This window comes from Bacteroides sp. Phil13, from assembly GCF_001940965.1.
Taxonomy (GTDB): domain Bacteria; phylum Bacteroidota; class Bacteroidia; order Bacteroidales; family Bacteroidaceae; genus Bacteroides; species Bacteroides intestinalis.
In genome coordinates, this window is the sequence record NZ_MSHA01000050.1 from 35,725 (window position 1) to 56,410 (window position 20,686).

14 protein-coding genes and 1 tRNA gene are annotated in these 20,686 nt (G+C 43.3%); 7 read left to right on the forward strand and 8 right to left on the reverse strand.

Features of this window, described 5'->3' with window-relative positions; all coding sequences use genetic code 11:
* Window positions 1-64 precede the first annotated feature (64 nt).
* From BWI44_RS09645 to BWI44_RS09655, 3 genes are read left to right on the forward strand one after another with little or no spacing between them, the layout of a single operon-like run.
* Window positions 65-916 carry a BadF/BadG/BcrA/BcrD ATPase family protein gene (locus BWI44_RS09645; protein WP_286813107.1) on the forward strand — a complete coding sequence of 284 codons (852 nt, stop codon included), beginning with the start codon at window positions 65-67 and terminating at the stop codon, window positions 914-916.
* Between the two features lie 23 nt (window positions 917-939).
* Complete coding sequence (gene murQ, locus BWI44_RS09650; protein WP_021968228.1) at window positions 940-1,761, forward strand: N-acetylmuramic acid 6-phosphate etherase; 822 nt, start codon at window positions 940-942, stop codon at window positions 1,759-1,761.
* Window positions 1,758-3,650, forward strand: a complete 1,893-nt coding sequence (locus BWI44_RS09655) for a serine hydrolase (RefSeq protein WP_286813111.1) — start codon at window positions 1,758-1,760, stop codon at window positions 3,648-3,650. Before murQ ends, BWI44_RS09655 begins: the two co-directional genes overlap by 4 nt.
* A 59-nt stretch (window positions 3,651-3,709) precedes the next feature.
* Here the strand turns inward: BWI44_RS09655 and BWI44_RS09660 are convergent, their stop codons facing one another.
* The 4 genes from BWI44_RS09660 to BWI44_RS09675 all read right to left on the reverse strand — a co-directional run bounded on the left by BWI44_RS09660 (window position 3,710) and on the right by BWI44_RS09675 (window position 8,514).
* On the reverse strand, window positions 3,710-5,035 hold the full coding sequence (locus BWI44_RS09660) for an ATP-binding protein (protein WP_286813113.1): 1,326 nt from the start codon (window positions 5,033-5,035) through the stop codon (window positions 3,710-3,712).
* A gap of 182 nt (window positions 5,036-5,217) precedes the next feature.
* A complete protein-coding gene (bamJ, locus tag BWI44_RS09665; protein ID WP_007660622.1) occupies window positions 5,218-5,850 on the reverse strand; it encodes a BamJ family beta-barrel-assembly machinery protein in 633 nt (210 codons plus the stop codon).
* Between the two features lie 44 nt (window positions 5,851-5,894).
* Window positions 5,895-7,436 (reverse strand): glycine--tRNA ligase, encoded by a 1,542-nt coding sequence (locus tag BWI44_RS09670; RefSeq protein ID WP_007660624.1) that lies wholly within the window; start codon window positions 7,434-7,436, stop codon window positions 5,895-5,897.
* 208 nt (window positions 7,437-7,644) lie between these two features.
* Complete coding sequence (locus BWI44_RS09675) at window positions 7,645-8,514, reverse strand: hypothetical protein (protein WP_286813117.1); 870 nt, start codon at window positions 8,512-8,514, stop codon at window positions 7,645-7,647.
* Window positions 8,515-9,115: 601 nt separating this feature from the next.
* Here BWI44_RS09675 and BWI44_RS09680 point away from each other — a divergent pair.
* The 4 genes from BWI44_RS09680 (at window position 9,116) to BWI44_RS09695 (ending at window position 13,923) form a co-directional block, all read left to right on the forward strand.
* Window positions 9,116-11,794 carry a DNA gyrase/topoisomerase IV subunit A gene (locus BWI44_RS09680; protein ID WP_007660629.1) on the forward strand — a complete coding sequence of 893 codons (2,679 nt, stop codon included), beginning with the start codon at window positions 9,116-9,118 and terminating at the stop codon, window positions 11,792-11,794.
* Between the two features lie 40 nt (window positions 11,795-11,834).
* Window positions 11,835-12,698 carry a DUF3316 domain-containing protein gene (locus BWI44_RS09685; protein WP_286813120.1) on the forward strand — a complete coding sequence of 288 codons (864 nt, stop codon included), beginning with the start codon at window positions 11,835-11,837 and terminating at the stop codon, window positions 12,696-12,698.
* A 36-nt stretch (window positions 12,699-12,734) separates the two neighbouring features.
* A complete protein-coding gene (locus tag BWI44_RS09690; protein WP_286813122.1) occupies window positions 12,735-13,766 on the forward strand; it encodes a S41 family peptidase in 1,032 nt (343 codons plus the stop codon).
* A gap of 75 nt (window positions 13,767-13,841) precedes the next feature.
* Window positions 13,842-13,923 (forward strand) — tRNA-Leu (locus BWI44_RS09695).
* A 63-nt stretch (window positions 13,924-13,986) separates the two neighbouring features.
* Here the strand turns inward: BWI44_RS09695 and BWI44_RS09700 are convergent.
* The 4 genes from BWI44_RS09700 to BWI44_RS09715 form a co-directional block, all read right to left on the reverse strand.
* Window positions 13,987-14,448, reverse strand: coding sequence for a NanQ anomerase/TabA/YiaL family protein (locus BWI44_RS09700; protein ID WP_158580796.1), 462 nt, complete (start codon window positions 14,446-14,448; stop codon window positions 13,987-13,989).
* A 161-nt stretch (window positions 14,449-14,609) separates the two neighbouring features.
* On the reverse strand, window positions 14,610-15,899 hold the full coding sequence (locus BWI44_RS09705) for an exo-alpha-sialidase (protein ID WP_118216834.1): 1,290 nt from the start codon (window positions 15,897-15,899) through the stop codon (window positions 14,610-14,612).
* A 12-nt stretch (window positions 15,900-15,911) separates the two neighbouring features.
* On the reverse strand, window positions 15,912-17,555 hold the full coding sequence (locus tag BWI44_RS09710; protein ID WP_195208733.1) for a RagB/SusD family nutrient uptake outer membrane protein: 1,644 nt from the start codon (window positions 17,553-17,555) through the stop codon (window positions 15,912-15,914).
* 46 nt (window positions 17,556-17,601) lie between these two features.
* The gene (locus tag BWI44_RS09715; RefSeq protein WP_195208732.1) at window positions 17,602-20,673 is read right to left on the reverse strand and encodes a SusC/RagA family TonB-linked outer membrane protein; all 3,072 of its coding nucleotides are present in this window, start codon (window positions 20,671-20,673) and stop codon (window positions 17,602-17,604) included.
* Window positions 20,674-20,686: the final 13 nt, after the last annotated feature.

Consider the following 20,686-nt stretch of genomic DNA (forward strand, 5'->3'; position numbering starts at 1 on the left):
ATAAATCGGCAAAAGACTATAACACCGATGAAATATAAACGATGAATAATTAAAATTAAACGATATGATATTAATAGCAGACAGTGGCTCTACAAAAACCGATTGGTGCGTTGTAGAGAAAGGTAAACTCATCCAGCAAGTTTCTACGAAAGGTACCAACCCTTTCTTTCAGTCGGAAGAGGAGATCAGTAATGAAATTGCGACAGCGCTGCTGCCCCAGTTAACGACCAATGCCTTCGACGCTGTGTACTTTTACGGTGCCGGCTGTGGCTTCCCCGACAAAATTGCCATGGTACACCGTGCCATTATCCGGCATCTCCAGGTTTCGGGCGACGAAGTGGAAGTAAATACGGACATGCTTGCCGCCGCCCGCGGACTTTGCGGACACGAACCGGGCATAGCCTGCATCATGGGCACAGGTTCCAACTCGTGTTATTACGACGGCAAACACATTGGTGCCAACGTCTCCCCCCTGGGTTTCATCCTTGGCGACGAAGGTAGCGGTGCTTGCCTGGGCAAATTGCTGGTAGGCGATATTCTGAAAAATCAAATGACTCCGGAACTGAAAGAGAAGTTCCTCAAGCAGTTCAATCTAGAACCGGCAGACATCATCGACCGTGTATACCGTAAACCGTTCCCGAACCGTTTCCTGGCAAGCCTGTCTCCATTCCTCGCTCAGAATCTGGACGAGCCTTGTGTGCGCACGCTAGTATTGAACAGTTTCAAGGCTTTCCTGAAAAGGAACGTCATGCAATACGATTATCTGCATAACAAGGTACATTTCATCGGTTCCGTAGCATTCCATTATAAGGAAGTACTTGCCGAAGCTGCACAGGAAATGGGCGTTCAAATAGGCACCATTCTCCAAAGCCCTATGGAAGGCCTGATTAGCTACCATAGCACAATTGACAATTAAAAATTAAAAATTAAATCATCATCATGGCATTCGTAAAGATATCAGAGCAACCTTCGCTCTACAACGACTTAGAAAAGAAATCTGTCCGCGAAATATTGGAGGACATCAATACAGAAGACCAGAAAGTGGCATTGGCTGTTCAGAAAGCCATCCCACAGATTGAGAAACTGGTGACACAAATCGTTCCACGCATGAAGCAAGGCGGACGCATCTTTTATATGGGAGCAGGTACCAGCGGTCGCCTGGGTGTGCTGGATGCCTCGGAAATTCCTCCAACATTCGGTATGCCTCCTACGCTCGTCATCGGACTGATAGCAGGTGGTGATACAGCCCTGCGCAATCCGGTAGAAAATGCGGAGGACGATATGCGTCGCGGTTGGGAAGAGTTGGTTGAACGTAACATAACGGATAAAGATACCGTCATCGGCATTGCTGCTTCCGGCACGACTCCTTACGTTATCGGTGCCATGCAGAAAGCACGCGAGCACGGCATCCTTACAGGCTGCATCACCAGCAACCCCGACTCTCCGATGGCAGCAGAAGCAGATGTTCCCATCGAAATGATTGTAGGACCGGAGTATGTAACAGGCAGCTCACGCATGAAATCGGGTACGGGGCAGAAGATGATACTGAACATGATTACTACTTCTGTCATGATACAACTGGGCCGCGTAAAAGGTAATAAGATGGTGAACATGCAGCTGAGTAACCAGAAATTGGTAGACCGTGGTACCCGCATGATTGTAGAAGAACTGGGATTGGACTATGGAAAGGCAAAGGCCCTGTTGCTAATGCATGGTTCAGTGAAAAAGGCAGTGGATGCTTATAGGGGGGTAACATTATGAAACTCCTCCCTTCCCTTTTCTTTTTTGTATTGCTTGCCCTGCAAGCCAATGCACAATCCTTGCAACGTGTTGCCCCCGAACAAGTAGGCATGGATTCCCGTCATTTGCTATACGCTGACGAAGCGATAGAAACCGCCATCGCCAATAAAGACATTCCCGGTGCCGTGCTCGCTGTAGTACGCAACGGGAAGATGGCTTACCTCAAAGCATACGGCAACAAGTGTGTGTACCCTAACACCGAGCCTATGACCGTAAACACTATTTTCGATATGGCCTCATGCAGCAAACCCATGTCCACTGCCATCTGTACCCATATCCTGGCAGAACGTGGCAAACTCCGCCTCCTGGACCCCGTCAGCCTCTACATCCCTGAATTTAAGTCCTGGGTGAGCGAAGACGGAAAAGATAAGAAAATCATCCGCATCGCCGACCTGCTAACGCACACTTCCGGTCTCCCCCCTTATGCCCCAACCAGTGAAATGGAGAAACAATATGGCTCTCCCAGCCCCGACGGAATGATAGAGTACATAGCCAACTGCCGCCGCGACTTCAAGCCGCAGACCGATTTCCAATACAGTTGCCTTAACTACATCACCCTGCAACGCATCATCGAAACCGTCAGCGGACAATCTTTACGTGACTTCGCTCGCGAAAATCTTTTTGATGTATTAGGCATGGCCCATACCGACTATCTCCCCTGCAAGCGCGACAAGGATGGAAAATGGATAAACAGCGCCCTCCCCCACTGGGCAAAAACCGATCTCCACAGCACCGCCAATTGTCAACTGTCAACTGTCAATTGTCAATTGAAAAACGTCGCTCCTACCGAAAAGCAACCCGACGGCAGCGTCCTCTGCGGACAAGTACACGACCCACTCGCCCGCGTCATGAATGGCGGTATTTCCGGCAATGCAGGTGTATTTTCTTGCGCCGAAGACATAGCTGTCCTCTGCGCCGCCCTGCAAAACGGCGGAGAATGGAACGGACACCGCATCCTCAGCCCATTAGGAGTAAAAGCTATGCGTACCGTCCCTCGTGCCACCGCTACATTAGGACGCACTTTAGGATGGGATAACTTCACCGCCTACGCTTCCAATAACGGAGATTATTTTGGTCCGAATACCTACGGGCACACCGGATACACCGGTACTTCCATCATCATAGATCCGGACAACGACACTTCCGTCATCCTGCTTGTCAATGCCGTGCATCCCGAAGACGGTCACAGCATGGTTCGTCTGCGCTCTCTGGTAGCCAATGTTGTTGCAGCTTCTATCTATCCCACCCCACGTATTTATACGGACCATTACTATAAGCGCTTCCTGCAATTCATGGATGAACCTGCCATTACTTCCAAAGACATCGTCATGGTGGGCAACAGCCTTACAGAAGGTGGCGGTGACTGGAACGCCCGCCTCAACAAGAAAAACATCCGTAACCGTGGTATCATCGGTGATGAAGTTATGGGTATTTACGACCGACTGCACCAGGTACTTCCGGGACACCCTAAGAAATTATTCCTCCTTGCCGGTGTCAACGACATCTCACACGACCTCACTGTGGACAGCATCGTCAGTATGATACGCATGACCGTAGAGCGCATTCAGCGTGAATCTCCCGATACGAGACTCTACCTGCAAAGTCTCCTGCCTTTCGATGAGAGCTTCGGACGTTACAAAAAGCTAACCGGAAAAACCGACATGGTTCCCGAAATCAATGCACAACTGGAAATTTTAGCTAAAGATCACAAGATTACATTCATCAACCTCTTCCCGTTATTTACAGAGAAAGGCACGAATGTACTGCGCAAAGAGCTGACCAGCGATGGCTTGCACCTGAATGAAGAAGGATATAAAATTTGGGTGAAAGCGTTGAAAAAGAGAATGTAATGAGTGATTAGCGGTGAGTGATTAGTGGGTTGCACCGTTATTCCGCATAAGCCTTATTGCTAAACATTAATCACTCCCAACAATTCTCTCGTCTTATCCGCCAGGAACAAAGGTATATTCAGCAAATTCCCATCCTGCTTCAGATTCAACATTGAATACCGAATCCGACAAGCAGGTTGAAAGAGTTTCTCATACTGAATCAGACTTTTGCCCTGTATATTTTGATCTGCCTTTACCTCTATCGGATAGATCTGATTGATATACTGAAGCAGAAAATCCACCTCTGCCTTATTGCCTGAAGTCCAATAACGGAAAGGCATTTGAAACTGTGCCGTAAGACTTTGCAATATATAGTTTTCAGCCAGCGCTCCTTTATATTCTGTATAGGCAGGAGTAGGCAGCAATAGTATACTGGCATCCAATTCAGACAGCTTCCTCAACAACCCCAAATCCAATGTATAAAGTTTAAATGTGCCCAAATCATCATAAGCTTTCAATGGCAACTTAGGAGCCTTGCTAAGTAACACTTTATTAACAAGCCCTGCCTGCTCTAACCACAAAATTGCATCTTCATATTCCCTGGCACGTGCTCCCGGACGAACCAACTGATAAACAAACTTACGATTCTCTTTCGCCAACTGCGAAGGCAACGAATTCCAAACATAATTGATACGAGGAGCCAAAGTCGGAGTAGTATGTTTCACGAAATCCAGAGCATAATCATTCAGTATATCTTGAAGTGCAGAGTCCACTCTCTCCATATCATTAAAATCAACCATCAACGTGGCCGGTTCAGGCATACCACCACAAATGGAATAAGCAGTAAAAGACTCCCGCAACTTATCAAAAAAGATCTGTGGCAGTGGCTCTACCTTATCAATAGAATGCATATACTCATGCATAACCGGGTCTTTTGTCCTCAGGAACTCCGTAAAAGTGAGTGGATACATATAAAGATGATTCACTTTCCCCACCGGAAATGATTTACCCACATGATTCAGATAGATACCTAACAAAGAGCCCGCACACGCCACAGCATACTCTGGAGCTTCCTCACAGAAGTATTTCAATGCATTCAACGCCTCGTTGCACTCTTGAATTTCATCCAGAATCAATAAGGTTGTTTGAGGTTCTATCTTCTTTCCATGCAAAAAAGATAAGTGTTGAATAATTCGTTGAGGGTCTTTCGTTGTTCTGAAGACATCGCAAAGACCACTTTCATCCTTATCTAAACTGAAATAAGCAACATCGTCAAAATACTCCCTGCCAAAGTACTTCAAAATCCACGTCTTACCTACCTGTCGTGCACCATGAACTACAAGCGGCTTTCTGTTAGTATCCGTTTTCCATGCTGCCAATTGCGAGATAATGTCTCTTTCAAACATAGCAAATCACATTTTTGATATCACAAAAGTGTATGTTTACACATTTTTGATATGAGTTTCGTGCAAATATACACATTTTCGGCAAAAGACCCTGCAATAGTAAAATATAAAACAAACGAAGGAGGCCTATCTAATCACAAGAAATAGATAGGCCTCCTGTATTTTTTAAAGAAGAAGTTAGTTTACTGAACCACCTCTGTCATTATTACATCAAAAGCTAATACTGAATAACCGGGAATCGATCCACTACCATCAGTTCCATACGCAGAACCCCATGGAACATAAACCATCCAGCGTTCTCCAACGCGCATATATTGCAGGAAAGTTCTCCACCCACTTGTCAGTGAAGAAGAGTTGATAGTAAACATAACAGTCCAGTCGAAATCTGTCGGCTCATTCTTTGGAGGATTAGGGATAGCCTGATCTATTGCACTATATCCCGTAAAACTTCCATCAAACTTAGTACCAGTAATCAGTGTACCATAATAATAAACATAAGCCGCCTCTGTAGCCATCGGACGTTGTCCATCCAGATTCTTCACAAGCTTTTTACAATATATATATTCCGGAGTCTGAAGAGTGCTGACAAATTCATTCTTAACATAGAATATTTCGCCTACCTCTACTTTATCCAACTTTTCCAAGTCCATAGGAACATAATTATCTCCCGCAACTACCTTGATAGAATCCAGAAACGCTTGGTTACGCTCCTGCCAGTTCGCATATTTCCCTTCCTCTTCCACTTCTTCGCAAGAGACAAACGCACCTGCCAAAATCAGCAGGAAAGGTAAAAATACTAAGAGTTTTTTATTCATTCAATTATTTTTTATTCTGTATTCTAACTTTCGAATTCCGGTACTTATTGCAACCCTTTCAGCAATGAAGTGATGCTGACACGGTCTGCAATGATGTTATTCAGTTCAGCAATAGCCACGCGTTCCTGTTGCATCGTGTCACGATTACGCAGTGTCACGCAGTTATCTTCCAGAGTTTGGTGGTCAACAGTCACACAGTACGGAGTACCGATGGCATCCTGACGACGGTAACGTTTACCGATACTATCTTTTTCATCATACTGGCAGTGGAAGTGGAACTTCAATGAGTCGATGATCTCACGAGCCTTTTCAGGCAGACCGTCTTTCTTCACCAACGGCATTACGGCCAACTTCACAGGAGCCAGTGCGGCAGGCAATCTCAGCACTACGCGGCTTTCTCCACTTTCCAGTTGTTCTTCGCAATAAGAAGCAGACATGATGCTGAGGAACATACGGTCCACACCGATAGAAGTCTCGATAACATACGGAGTATAACTTTCATTTGTCTCAGGATCGAAGTACTTAATATTCTTACCTGAGAACTTCTCATGCTGAGACAAGTCAAAATTCGTACGGCTATGGATACCTTCCACTTCCTTGAAACCAAACGGCATCAGGAACTCGATATCTGTAGCAGCATTCGCATAGTGAGCCAACTTATCATGATCGTGGTAACGATAGTGGTCATCACCGAATCCCAATGCCTTATGCCATTTCAGGCGAATTTCCTTCCACTTCTTAAACCAGTCCAATTCAGTGCCCGGCTTCACGAAGAACTGCATTTCCATCTGTTCGAACTCACGCATACGGAAAATGAACTGACGGGCAACAATCTCGTTACGGAATGCCTTACCAATCTGTGCAATACCAAAAGGTATCTTCATACGGCCGGTCTTCTGTACATTCAGGTAGTTCACAAAGATACCCTGAGCTGTTTCAGGACGCAGGTAAATCTTCATGGCACCATCCGAAGTAGAACCCATCTCTGTAGAGAACATCAGGTTGAACTGACGAACTTCCGTCCAGTTCTTTGTACCGCTGATAGGGCAAACGATTTCTTCATCCACGATAATCTGGCGAAGCTCGTCAAGGTTATTATCATTCAGAGCCTTTGCAAAACGTTCGTGCAATGCGTCACGTTTAGCCTGGTGTTCCAGTACGCGACCGTTTGTGCTACGGAACTGTGCTTCATCAAAAGACTCTCCGAAACGCTTGGCAGCTTTGGCAACTTCTTTATTGATCTTATCGTCGTACTTTGCAAGTTGGTCTTCAATCAATACATCGGCACGATAACGCTTCTTGGAATCACGGTTGTCAATCAAAGGGTCATTGAATGCGTCTACGTGTCCGGAAGCCTTCCAGATGGTGGGGTGCATAAAGATAGCGGAGTCGATGCCGACAATATTTTCGTGCAGCAACACCATGCTCTGCCACCAGTATTGTTTAATGTTGTTTTTCAGTTCCACACCCATCTGACCGTAGTCATACACTGCTCCCAATCCATCGTAGATGTCGCTGGAGGGGAATACGAAACCGTATTCCTTACAGTGTGATACGAGTTTCTTAAAAACGTCTTCTTGTGCCATTTTTTTGTTATATCTATTAATTTTAATCCTGTTCTTTATTAAAAAGCGCCACAAAGATAGGGATTTATATCATAAGTCGGGCAGGTGGGGTATTAATTTATCTTATCGTAACAAACTCTCACTTTGCACTTCCGGCCCAATCTGTCCATCAAACAAATTGAGGATACGATGGATATATGAGGCCAAAATCCGTCTCATGGAATGATTCTTACCGTCCCACGAAGCAAGGTTGTCCCATCTCACGAGGCGGATTTCGTCGCATCACGAAACGAATTTCGTCATCTCGCGAGACAGTCTTACCCGAAGTTGGAGAAGAATCCATTGCCTCGTGAGATTGTTCCAGACAGCATTGCCCACCGAGTGGAGAAGTGCTTCGTCGGCGATAAGGCAGCTCATAGGACGGCTGCCTGAGACAGATGGCAGGAAAGAAATTACTGCCGGAAAAGGGAAAAATGACAGTATTGGCAGCAACATAGATATCACTGTGATTAACAGTAACAGCAACAGCAGATATTTCTTTTTCTTTTGCTGCTGTTGTTATTATATCTCTTATATTCTCTTTATGCTGTATGGAATTATCCGATAAAAAGCTGTTATTCTGACTATTGCAATTTATTTCAGATTCATTTTCATCGCGATTTTTATCCATTGCCTGCCTGTTTTTCGTCGAAATTCCGTCATTTTTGCCCGATTTTACATCATTGTCCGGGTACTTTTTGCCATTTTGCCCACTGTTTTTCGCAGTTTTTTTTGTCGGTTTCACCTCCACATCCTCTTCTTTTTTTTGCGGCCCTTCAACGTATTTCGTATTTAGCTGCACGGGTGAAAAATGATCGCCGACAATAGTGAACAACTGGAAATCCATAACGATCTTCATCATATAAGGATAAGTGAAATTACGGGTGGCAAAAGGTTTCAGGTATTTCATGTCCGCTTCCATATCGGGCAGAAAGCTCAGTTTCTCCAAAATATACCAATAAGTACCATAGGCCTTACCGCCCTCACGGGAAATCATATTCTGAATACGGGAATCATTGAAAGACATAATCTCATGCTTAAGGTAAAAGTGCTTATTCATATTCTGCTTAATTCTGTTTCAAATAATTTATCTTTTTGCTTTTACAAAGATCCGATTATTATTCCACTACACCAAAAACGGTTTTTCACGAAAAGGGCCGTTTTCTTACTATTTGAAATGCAGGAAATGAGATAGGAAACGGCTTGTTAACTGGACGAAAAGCGACAAGACATCACACTAATAATCAACATCTTACAACCAGCACCTTCTTATTTCCATTCTCATTCATAAATTCTACAAGTAGATTCGGAAAATTGACAAAAGAACGAAATGCCGCCCACAAGTAGCCAAACGCCACATATTAGAGAAAAAACTCACATTTCAAATAGTGCGTTTTCGGCCATAAATGTCTTATTTGAAAAGCGTTTATTTATGATATAATAACACATTGAATACAAAAGAGAAAATCACACATGCAACATCTGATAAATGATAATTTATTATTCATCTGCAGATTGTAGCTTATGTACATCCAAGATGTACCTTTCTTTTCCAGATAATTAAAAAGTCTTCATTTGCAGATTTTCCCAAGAAATTTCGTATTTTTGCGTTCGACTGAAAAATTCAGTGATTATTCAGAATAGATATTCCCGAAATAGATATGAGCGAAGACTTTGAAGCACCGAAAGACGACTTGGAAAAGAACCTCCCGGAAGGGAACGAAGGACATTCGGATTATAAACCCGCTGACACGAAAGACGTAAAAGCAAAATACCAACTTAGCGGTATGTACCAGAATTGGTTTCTGGATTATGCTTCATACGTTATTCTGGAACGTGCCGTACCCCACATCAATGATGGTTTAAAGCCTGTGCAACGACGCATCTTGCACTCCATGAGGCGTATGGAAGATGGACGCTACAATAAAGTGGCAAACATCGTAGGACATACCATGCAGTTTCACCCGCACGGTGATGCTTCCATCGGTGATGCATTGGTGCAGTTGGGACAAAAAGATTTGCTCGTAGATTGCCAAGGAAACTGGGGTAATATACTCACCGGCGACGGTGCGGCTGCTCCCCGTTACATCGAGGCACGTCTGTCTAAGTTCGCCCTCGATGTGGTCTTCAACCCTAAAACAACCGAATGGAAACTCTCCTACGACGGACGAAACAAGGAACCGGTAACTCTACCAGTGAAGTTCCCTTTGCTCTTGGCACAAGGGGTAGAAGGTATTGCCGTAGGTCTTTCTTCCAAAATACTTCCCCATAACTTCAATGAACTTTGCGATGCATCCATCCGCTATCTGCACGAGGAAGAGTTCAAGCTCTATCCGGACTTTCAGACTGGCGGTAGCATCGACGTTTCTAAATACAACGACGGTGAGCGCGGAGGTGCAGTGCGTGTACGTGCTAAAATCGAGAAAATCGACAACAAGACACTTGCCATCAAAGAAATTCCTTACGGTAAGACCGTAGCCAATGTTTGCGATTCCATTGTGAAAGCAAGCGAGAAAGGCAAGATCAAGATAAAGAAAGTAGAAGACCTCACGTCCGGGAATGTGGAGATACTTGTTCATCTTGCTCCCGGCGTTTCTTCGGACAAAACAATCGATGCCCTGTATGCTTTCACGGACTGCGAGGTAAGCATATCACCTAACTGTTGCGTCATCGACGATCAGAAACCCCACTTCCTCACCGTAAGCGATGTACTGAGAAAATCGGTAGACAATACCCTATCCTTGCTACGCCAGGAACTGGAAATACGCAAAGACGAAATACTGGAAAGTCTGCACTTTGCTTCACTGGAAAAGATCTTCATCGAAGAACGCATTTATAAAGACAAGGAATTTGAGCAAGCCAAGGATATGGATGCTGCTTGCGCACATATCGACGAACGTCTGACGCCTTATTATCCACGATTCATACGCGAAGTAACTAAGGAGGATATCCTCAAATTGATGGAGATAAAGATGGGACGTATCCTCAAGTTCAACTCTGACAAAGCGGAAGAACTCATTGCTCGTATGAAAGCGGACATAGAGGAAATAGACCATCATTTGGCAAATATCGTGGAATATACGGTAGACTGGTACTTAATGCTGAAAAACAAATACGGCAAGAATTTCCCACGCCGCACAGAATTGCGAAACTTCGACACCATCGAAGCAAGTAAAGTGGTGGAAGCCAACGAAAAACTATATATCAACCGTGAAGAAGGCTTCATCGGCACAGGTCTGAAGAAGGATGAATTCCTGTGTAACTGCTCAAGTCTTGATGATGTCATCATCTTCTTCCGGGACGGACGCTATCTGGTTACTCCCGTATCCGACAAGAAGTTCGTAGGCAAGAATATTCTCTATGCCAACGTTTTCAAGAAGAACGACAAGCGTACAATCTACAACGTTGTTTATCGCGACGGGAAAGAGGGTACACAGTATATCAAGCGGTTTGCCGTAACAAGCATCATCCGCGACCGTGAATATGACGTAACTCAAGGTACTCCCGATTCACGCATCACGTACTTCACGGCCAATCCTAACGGTGAAGCGGAAGTCATCAAAGTAACCCTGAAGCCCAATCCGCGCGTGCGCCGTATTATCTTTGAAGAAGATTTCAGCGACATCAGCATCAAGGGACGCCAGGCAAGAGGTAATATACTAACCAAGCTTCCGGTGCACAAGATTGCCCTGAAACAGCGTGGCGGATCAACACTGGGCGGACGGAAAGTATGGTTCGACCGCGACGTGCTCCGACTCAACTATGACGGACGAGGTGAATATCTGGGAGAATTCCAGAGTGAAGACAGCATCCTCGTAGTACATGATAACGGAGATTTCTACATCACCAACTTCGACCTTAGCAATCATTACGAGGCCAACATCCGGATATTGGAGAAATTTGACCCGAACAAGATATGGACCGCTGTGCTCTACGATGCAGACCAGCAGAATTTCCCATATATCAAACGTTTCTGCATGGAAGCAACCAACCGCAAGCAGAACTATCTGGGAGAGAACAAGAATAATCGCCTTATCCTGCTGACGGACGAATGTTATCCCCGCCTGGAAATTATATTCGGCGGACATGACAGTTTCCGCGAACCGATGATTATAGAAGCAGATGAATTTATTGCCGTAAAAGGTTTCAAGGCAAAAGGGAAACGCCTCACCACGTTCACGATGGAAACCGTCAATGAACTGGAACCAACACGGCAACCCGAAGTTCCTGAGGAAACGGAAGACCAGAATGAAGAAGAACCGGAAATACTGGACCCGGATCACGGCAAAAGTGAAGACGATATCCGGGACGAGATAACAGGACAGATGAAACTGTTCTAAGTGATTAACGGCTAATGATTAGTGATAAGCAACTCTATCAATGAAGCTAAATAAGATTGGTGTAATACTAATGGGATGCCTGCTTCTGGCAGGCGGAAGTATACAGGCGCAAAGTGTGGAAGACAGGGCGCTACAAGAATTAAGAGCGGACTCTTCGGCCCGGACACGTTTTGTAACCCGTGCCACCATGTATGGCGTCGGTTACACCAATGTGTACGACACTTACCTGTCACCGCAGGAATACAAAGGTATAGACTTCCGCATTTCACGCGAAAGTATGCGCATGACCAAGTGGATGAATGGCAATATATCCCTGCAGAGCTTTTTTCAGGCTGATTTGGGTTATACCCACAACCGTGTGGATAACAACAATACATTCTCCGGGCTTGCCAACTGGAATTACGGGTTGCATTACAACTTCCCGATTACTTCCAACTTCAAGTTGCTTGCCGGAGGGTTGATCGACCTCAACGGTGGCTTTGTCTACAATCTGCGCAATGGCAATAATCCGGCACAGGCACGCGCTTATATCAATCTGGATGCATCCGGAATGGCAATATGGGATTTACGGATCAAAAACTATCCCATCAGCCTGCGCTATCAGGTTAATCTTCCTTTCGCAGGCGTTATGTTCTGCCCGAATTACGGACAATCATACTATGAGATATTTACGCTGGGCAACTGGGGCGGAGTGATAAATTTCACCTCCCTGCACAATCAGCCATCCCTGCGGCAAATGCTGACTGTTGATTTTCCGGTAGGAAGGGCAAAAATGCGTCTGGCTTATCTCTGGGATGCACAACAGGCAAAAGTAAATGACATAAGGATGCATACCTACTCGCACGTATTTATGGTAGGTTTTGTAAAAGAGTTGTTTCTCATTCGTGATAAGAAAAAAAAATAGAGTGATAAAGCGACAGCGTGTAAAGGCGATAGAATAATGAAAATAAAAGGAATATATCATATTAAATTAAGGTGGCTTGGAATACTTTTCATGTTGTTGCCATTGTTTTCAAGTTGCATTCGGGAAGAAGAGTTCAACAACTCCCCGCAAGGCAATTTCGAAGCCTTGTGGAAGATTATCGATGAGCAATATTGTTTCCTTGACTATAAACAGATAGACTGGAATGCCATCCATGACAAGTACCAGCCTCTCATTACTTCGAATATGCCCAACGATGGGTTATTCCAAGTACTTGACAGTATGCTGGCAGAACTGAAGGATGGCCACGTCAATCTGTACAGTTCTTCGAATATGGGTCGCTACTGGGATTGGTACCTGGATTATCCACGCAACTTCAACGAAGGTATCATCGAACGGCAGTACCTTGGAAAAAGTTACCGCATTGCCGGCGGTCTCAAATATAAAATCCTTGAAGACAACATAGGGTATATCTATTACGAATCATTCTCCAATGGCGTCGGTAACGGTAATCTGGACGAAGTTCTCTCCTACCTTGCTCCATGTAGCGGACTGATTTTCGATGTGCGAAATAACGGCGGAGGTAATCTTACTTACTCTGAGCGTATTGCCTCCCGCTTCACTAATGAAAAGGTATTGACGGGATACATCCAGCATAAGACGGGAAAGGGACATAGTGATTTCTCCGATCCTGAACCTATTTATCTGGAACCATCCAACAGCATTCGTTGGCAGAAGAAGGTAATGCTTCTCACCAATCGCCACTCTTACAGTGCGACGAATGATTTCGTGAACGCTATGCGCTATTTTCCTAATGTCACTTTAGTAGGTGACAAAACCGGTGGTGGTTCAGGTTTGCCTTTTTCTTCGGAACTTCCTAACGGTTGGGGAGTACGTTTTTCTGCCAGTCCACATTTGGATGCCAAAAAGCAACATATAGAATTCGGCATTGATCCGGATGAGAAAGTAGATATGGCAAAAGAAGATGAAGACAAAGGAATAGATACGATCATTGAAAGGGCACGGGAACTCTTAAAAGTGGTTCAATAAATACTTTCTGCACCAAACTATTTGCTGAAAAGAAAAATCTTTCTATCTTTGCCGTCGCTTAACAAGAAAGCCACTGCGGGTGTGGCGTAATTGGCAGCCGCGCCAGACTTAGGATCTGGTGCCGAGAGGCGTGTAGGTTCGAGTCCTATCACCCGCACATAGATTTAAAAAAGCCTTCGGAAAACTTAATTCCGAAGGCTTTTTCTTTTCAAAGTCAGAACTATCTTTTCCTTATCTTACCTACTAACTTTTTGATGGAGCCAAAACCTATCGTAGGAGCATGTGCATGGCAAGTATCAAAAACAACAAATTGTCCGGGTTGCACTTCGATAAGTTCACTAATAGGATCGTCAAAAAACTGAATATCTTTTATTGTATCCAACGGAGCTTTCGGAAATTTGCACTCGCTACGCAATTTGTAACCATAGTTTTCAGCTACTGAAACAGGCATCTGTAAATCAAGATAATTATCATGTATTTCAAGCAATGCTTTCTCCTGTTCTTTCATATCACACTCCATTATAATCACCCAAGCATTATCATCATCCAAGATATAAGTACCTGGTTTTACATTGATTAGATCAGTAGTATCTATGAAATGGAAAACTGTTGCAAATGATGGATTCAAGGCTTCCCAGAAGGCTCTGGCTTCAGCGTCAGCATTTTGTACAATCGGTTGCATCAACATCTGTTTTCTTGTACAACTATACACTGTAATAGACACGCAGAGCACAATAAATGCCCTTTGTATAATCAATAAAAGTCTCTGTAACTTCATTTTATAAGATTATTTTCACATTATATTCTAAATACGGGATTCCCAACTGAATCTCGTATTTTAAACTATAATCCCAACGCAGTTAATGGAACACGTGTAATCGCCATATCCTCTTTGCCCACAGAATATAAAGTATACAGCCATCCATTTAATATTATAGAACTGGGATAAGCATAGCCTAAATTTCGCCCTTTGATACCCGCAAATCGATATTTCTTAGGAGCATCAATACGTAAAGCATATACACAATCGAATTTATATCCGTCCTTACTGACTGACACAGTTATCGGATCCCGGTCTAAATATAACGCTTGATCAAAACTATATGCATTTTGGTTGCCTATCAGCAACACAGTCCCGTCTCCTGATGAAATAGCCTGCGCTCTGCTTGGTGAATCCGGAATATCTGTCGGATAAGGAATTCCCCACCCACCTGCTCCATCATTGAAGCTCACATACATTCTATTATCATGTACCGGATTCTGTGAGGTTCCCCAGTCACGTAACATGAGTACCAGCCCTCCATCTTTAGCCCGATAGATAAAACTTTCTATTAGTTTATGACTGTCAATCGCCGTACGCAATACTCCCCATGTGTCTGCCGCCCACCAACTGATTTGATCGTTCTCCCGATACCAATTGCGTAGCCGGATACCTATAGGTGGAGCCGTAGCTGAAGCAAGATCTTGCATGTATACAGGCAATTTTCCACCATCAGGTAAGTTTTCAACCAGGAATGGTTGTCCGAATTCCCCTTTTTCGTTCACAGTACGAGCAATCGGATATACTTTGGCACCATGCACGTAGGTAATGGCATATAGCACATCATCAATAACCGCCCATCTGTCGGGTTTCAGATGAATGCCTTTCTCTGTACGAGGCAAGACCGGACCGGGAGCAGGAAACAATTCTTTTGCCTCCGACCACTTTCCCCACGCATCAGAAGTGGCATATAACACACGTTGCCCGGGAGCATCTTCACCTAAAGGATGATTTCCCCACATTGCATAAAACTTACCTTTATGATTAATCAGACAAGCATAATGATTATAAGCACCATCTTCCCGAGTAGGTGGTTGCCACACTACTGCATGTTCAGCCTTGGATAATACTGGGAATCCCGCACCAGCAGAAAGGTCAACAGTTGGCATTTGAGCATTCCACATTGGTACAACCGGTGTCCCCTGCTTAGTAACCTTATTCGTTTTAAAGTTTTTTGTTCCTACTTTCACTTCAATCTCACCTTGATTGTCACCACCCGGAGAGGATTTTTCTGAAGACGTTTGACAACAAATATTGGATAGCTGAATAAAAACGAGCAAGCCAGTTATCGATATTTTTTTTAAATTATCCATAATATTTTTTATTTAGTAGCCAACTGTTTGTTCCAGCTTAGCACCAACATTGCTATCAATAGCTGTCTGCGGAATAGGCCACCACTGGTGAAAATCTTGTATAGAAGTCCGGGTAAGCTCTCGTATACTATATTTCCTTACCCTATCCACCAGTCTCCCCATTCGCACCAATGTTCTGCGGCGAGGTTCCTCAGTAATCAACTCTCTGGCACGTTCATCCAAAATGTAATCTTCCGTTACGTCGGATGCTTGAATCGGTTTTGCTCTGGCACGTTCACGTACCACGTTAATATCCTTAGCTGCATTTTCCAAATCATTCAACCTAAAGTAGGCTTCGGCACGCAACAAATAAGTTTCAGCCAATCGGTACACAATGAAATCCTGATAGGTACGCCCGGACCAAGACGTACTCGTGTTGGTTAATATACCTATATCTCCCTCAATCTTACGAGGATAAGGATAAACATTTTGCATAGTATCGATTTCTGTTTTTCTTGGTTCTACCAACTGCCCGAAATAGGCTGATTTCGAATTTGTGTAACGGAACTCCCTACGCATATTATGAACCGAATTACGCATATCATTGTCCCAGTTTCCTTTCCAGACATTATATAAGAAATAAGGCGTAGGACGTACTTGTCCGGTCCCTCTTCCCATACTATCAACGACAATCATACCTGACTTTCCGGCAGGATCAGTAAGTCTTTCATACCAAGGTCCCCAATTTCTCAAACGATTATTGCCATTACTACCGCCTTGTCCACCTAATGTCATGTCCTCAAACTGCCATACATAAATGGACTCTAAATTACCGGCATCACGATTCTGATTACCGTCTTTGAACATATCAGAGAAGGGATCTCCCGGCTCATTCATTTTGGTACCAAAACGTTCATCCATCAACTTATATAAACCGGAATTTATAACTTTATTAGCACTTTCTACAGCTAACTGATACTCTCCAAGACTAATATAAACTTCAGTCAACAGATGATCAGCAGCAGCTTTCACAATCCGGCCTTGCTTTTTCACCGTTGCAGGTAGCCATTTAGAAGCATATTCCAGATCAGCACGCGCAGACTGGAGGACCTCTTCACGGGTATTTCGCACAAAATTAGTTTTGGGACTAACATAAATGGTATCTATAATAGGTACTCCCCCATACAGATTAGCCAACATATTATGCGTATAAGCCCTGAAAAACTTAGCTTCGGCAATCATTGCATTCTTTTTTTCTTCACTACTCCATATATCAGCCAACTCCGGTTTACTGGCATATGCAATGATGGTATTAGCTATAGGAAACATACTCTCGTAAGCCCAATCCCACACATATGTAGTCACGGTACTAGTTGGAGTAAGCAGGGTATTATAATTATTACTGGAAGCTGAATTATTGCCAAACGACGCTATGTCTGTTGATGCACTCATTATATAAAAATAGCGGGAGGCATCACGAGCAGCCATCTCATCACGGGCAGCCTTATGCATAGCAGTCATATAGGCTTCAAAACCTATTTCGGAGGTCAAGACTCCTTCTGTACTATAATTAGAAAGAGGCACTTCATTAAGAAAATCCGAACTGCATGATTGGCCGGTAACTATTAACAGTGCGGCACACAGTATTTTACTTGTTAGATTGACGAATGTTCTCATTTTTTTCTTGTATTAATATTTTTAATATTACTCAAATAAATTAGTATTAAAAGCCTAACTTAAATCCTAATGTATATGTACGGGCAATAGGATATCTTTCTGATGAGATTGATTCAGGATTAGTACCCAGCCAATCTGTAAATGTCAGTAAGTTCTTTCCACTCAAGAATACACTGAGATTAGATAAACGATACTTAGTCAGGAATTTCTGAGGGAAACGGTAGGACAATGACACTTCCTGTACACGAATGAAACTGCGGTCGGAATACCAATTATGCCCAAGTACGCTTCTTCTATATTCAAGTGAAGGACGGGAATTTGATTTATTTTCCGGAGTCCACCATCCCCCATCATACATATTAACAGGACGGACAGGATCCAGACTATTGTTATAGAAATCCAAATCATTGAATGTTCCAATCCAACCTTGCATTGCATTGATGAAGATGGACAAATCAAAATTCTTATAACTGAAATTATTAGTAATACCCCAACGGTACTTAGGCTGGCTACCCTGCCCAATAATTGTACGGTCATGTTCAGCTTCAACCTTACCATCATCATTCAAATCTTTGAATCGTGCATAGCCAGATGCATATCCTGCAGGGAGTTCATCTCCCTCCTGATAAATACCATCAAATACATAATCATAATATACATTAATAGGCTTCCCTATGAACCAACTGTTGCCAATGTCATCATCTTCTTTACCATCCCCGTTAGCATCTTCACCATACAAACTTACAATTTTATTCTTGTTATGTGAGAATACAAAACTTGTACTCCACTCAAAATCTTTATTATGGATGTTCACTGTATTCAAAGTTAATTCAATACCTTTATTATTTACCTCTCCTAAGTTCGTCCATATAGATGAATATCCTGTCATTACAGGAATAGACCGCTCTACCAACAAATCGCGCGTATCCATATTATAAAGCTCAACCGTACCACCGATTCGCTTATTGAACAGTTCAAAATCTAATGCAATATTAGCTGTATAGGTTGTTTCCCATTTTAAATCCGTATTGGCAATTCTAGACGGATAAATGCCCAATGCTGACTCTTCGCCAAACACATAACGGCTGGTGGTTGCCAAACTTAATGACTGATAAGGTGAAATAGCCTGATTACCTACAGCACCGTATGACACTCTCAATTTCAGCAAGTCCAGAAATGCCGCATTATCCAGAAAGTCTTCCTCAGAAACTATCCATGCAAAAGCCGCAGACGGGAATGTTGCATATTTATGATTAGCCGCAAAAACAGAACTACCATCCCTTCGGGCTGTCAAGGTGAACAAATACTTATTCATGAGTCTATAGTTTAACCTTGCCATAGAAGAGATACCGGAAACTTTCTTAGCCGAGGAAGTTGTTTCTTGTAACCCGCCAACACCAAGATTATTCCATCCAAATGTGTCAAACTCTAATTGATCTGCACTTGCTGTGGTACTTTCTTCGTTACTTCGGTTTGCACCATACATTAAAGTTACATCAAATGCATGTTTTTCACCCAATTGGAATTTATAGTCTAAAATATTTTCAACAACCCAATCGCGCGACATCCAGTTGCGCTTGGAAGCTGATGAAGTATTTGCATCAACATATACATCATTCTTTGTAGAGTTATAATCACGAATCCAACGATAGTTCATTGAGTAGTTTATCCGGTATGTAAGACCCTTAACCCATGGAATATTAACTATTGAATAAAAATTTGCGAATAAATTATTCCGGTAATAATCTTTCTGAGAAAGGCTATTACTCCTCACAGGATTTGCAGAAACGCCTTGGTCTTCGGGTACAGTATATTGTGTGGGTGACCCATCTTCACGATACCACGTGCCGTATGGACTTTGTCTCTTGGCCAGATTGACCGATGCAGGTACACCTGACTGGTCGTTTTGAGAAAACATAGTACTGGTACCGATGCTCAACCAATCAGTAATCTTGCTTTCCAAATTCACTCTAAAGGACATTCGGGTCAGGTTGTCATCAAGTATCAATCCTTTTTCTTGCGCCATAGAGGCAGAAATATAATAGTTAGTATTCTTGGACTTTCCTGACATACTTGCATCCACTGATAAAAGCTGCCCCTGTTGAGAAATCAAATCCAACGGATCAATAGTATGGCCATTTCGATAGTTTTCGGCCTCCGTTAAAGTCAGATATGTAGAAACATCATTCGGATCATATGGGATTTCCCTAAGCCGTCGAATTTCCATTGATTTTTCCAGATAACGTTCCGGGGTCAACAACTTCAATTTAGAAGCCCAATCCGACAAGCCATAAAATGCACTTACATTAATATTAGGCTTCTCTGTTTTACCTTTTTTAGAAGTGATAAGGATTACTCCATTCGCGGCACGAGAACCATAAATTGCAGCTGAACTGGCATCTTTGAGTATTTCCATAGATTCAATATCGTTCGGATTGATATCAATCATACTTCCATTAAAATAAATGCCATCCAGAATAATCAACGGATCGTTTCCACCACTCAACGAACGAGGACCACGCACCAGGATACTACCGTTCTGCCCCGGACGCCCATTATCTGTAAACTGAACTCCAGCCACCTGACCACGTAATGCCTGAGTAACATTAGTATTCGGACGGCTTTCCATATCGCTCATATTCACTTTACTTACAGAGCCAGTCACATTACGCCGACTTTGGCTTCCATAGCCAACCACTACAACTTCCTCCAAAAGGCCTGCATCTTCCTTTAAAACTATTTTAAAGGAATTCTTTCCTGCAACTTTTATTTCTTGCGGTAAAAAGCCAATAAATGATATCTGAAGCATTGCATTATCTTCTACAATCAGTTTGAAATGCCCATCCACATCTGTAACCGAACCATTAATAGTGCCTTTCTCTACTACATTTGCTCCGATAATAGCTTCTCCCCGCTCATCAGTGACTGTTCCGGTAATTTGCTTCTTTTGCTGAGTTGCAGCACTATTTCCAGGCACCTCAATATGCATCTCCGCTTGTGTGCCACTATAGGCATAAGCACCTATTGTCAAACTATTATAAACAGCCAACAATAAGAAAATGGAGCTCGATTTTATAATTAGCCATAAAAAATCATACGACTTTGCTGGTTTATTCATATCTTTACGTGTT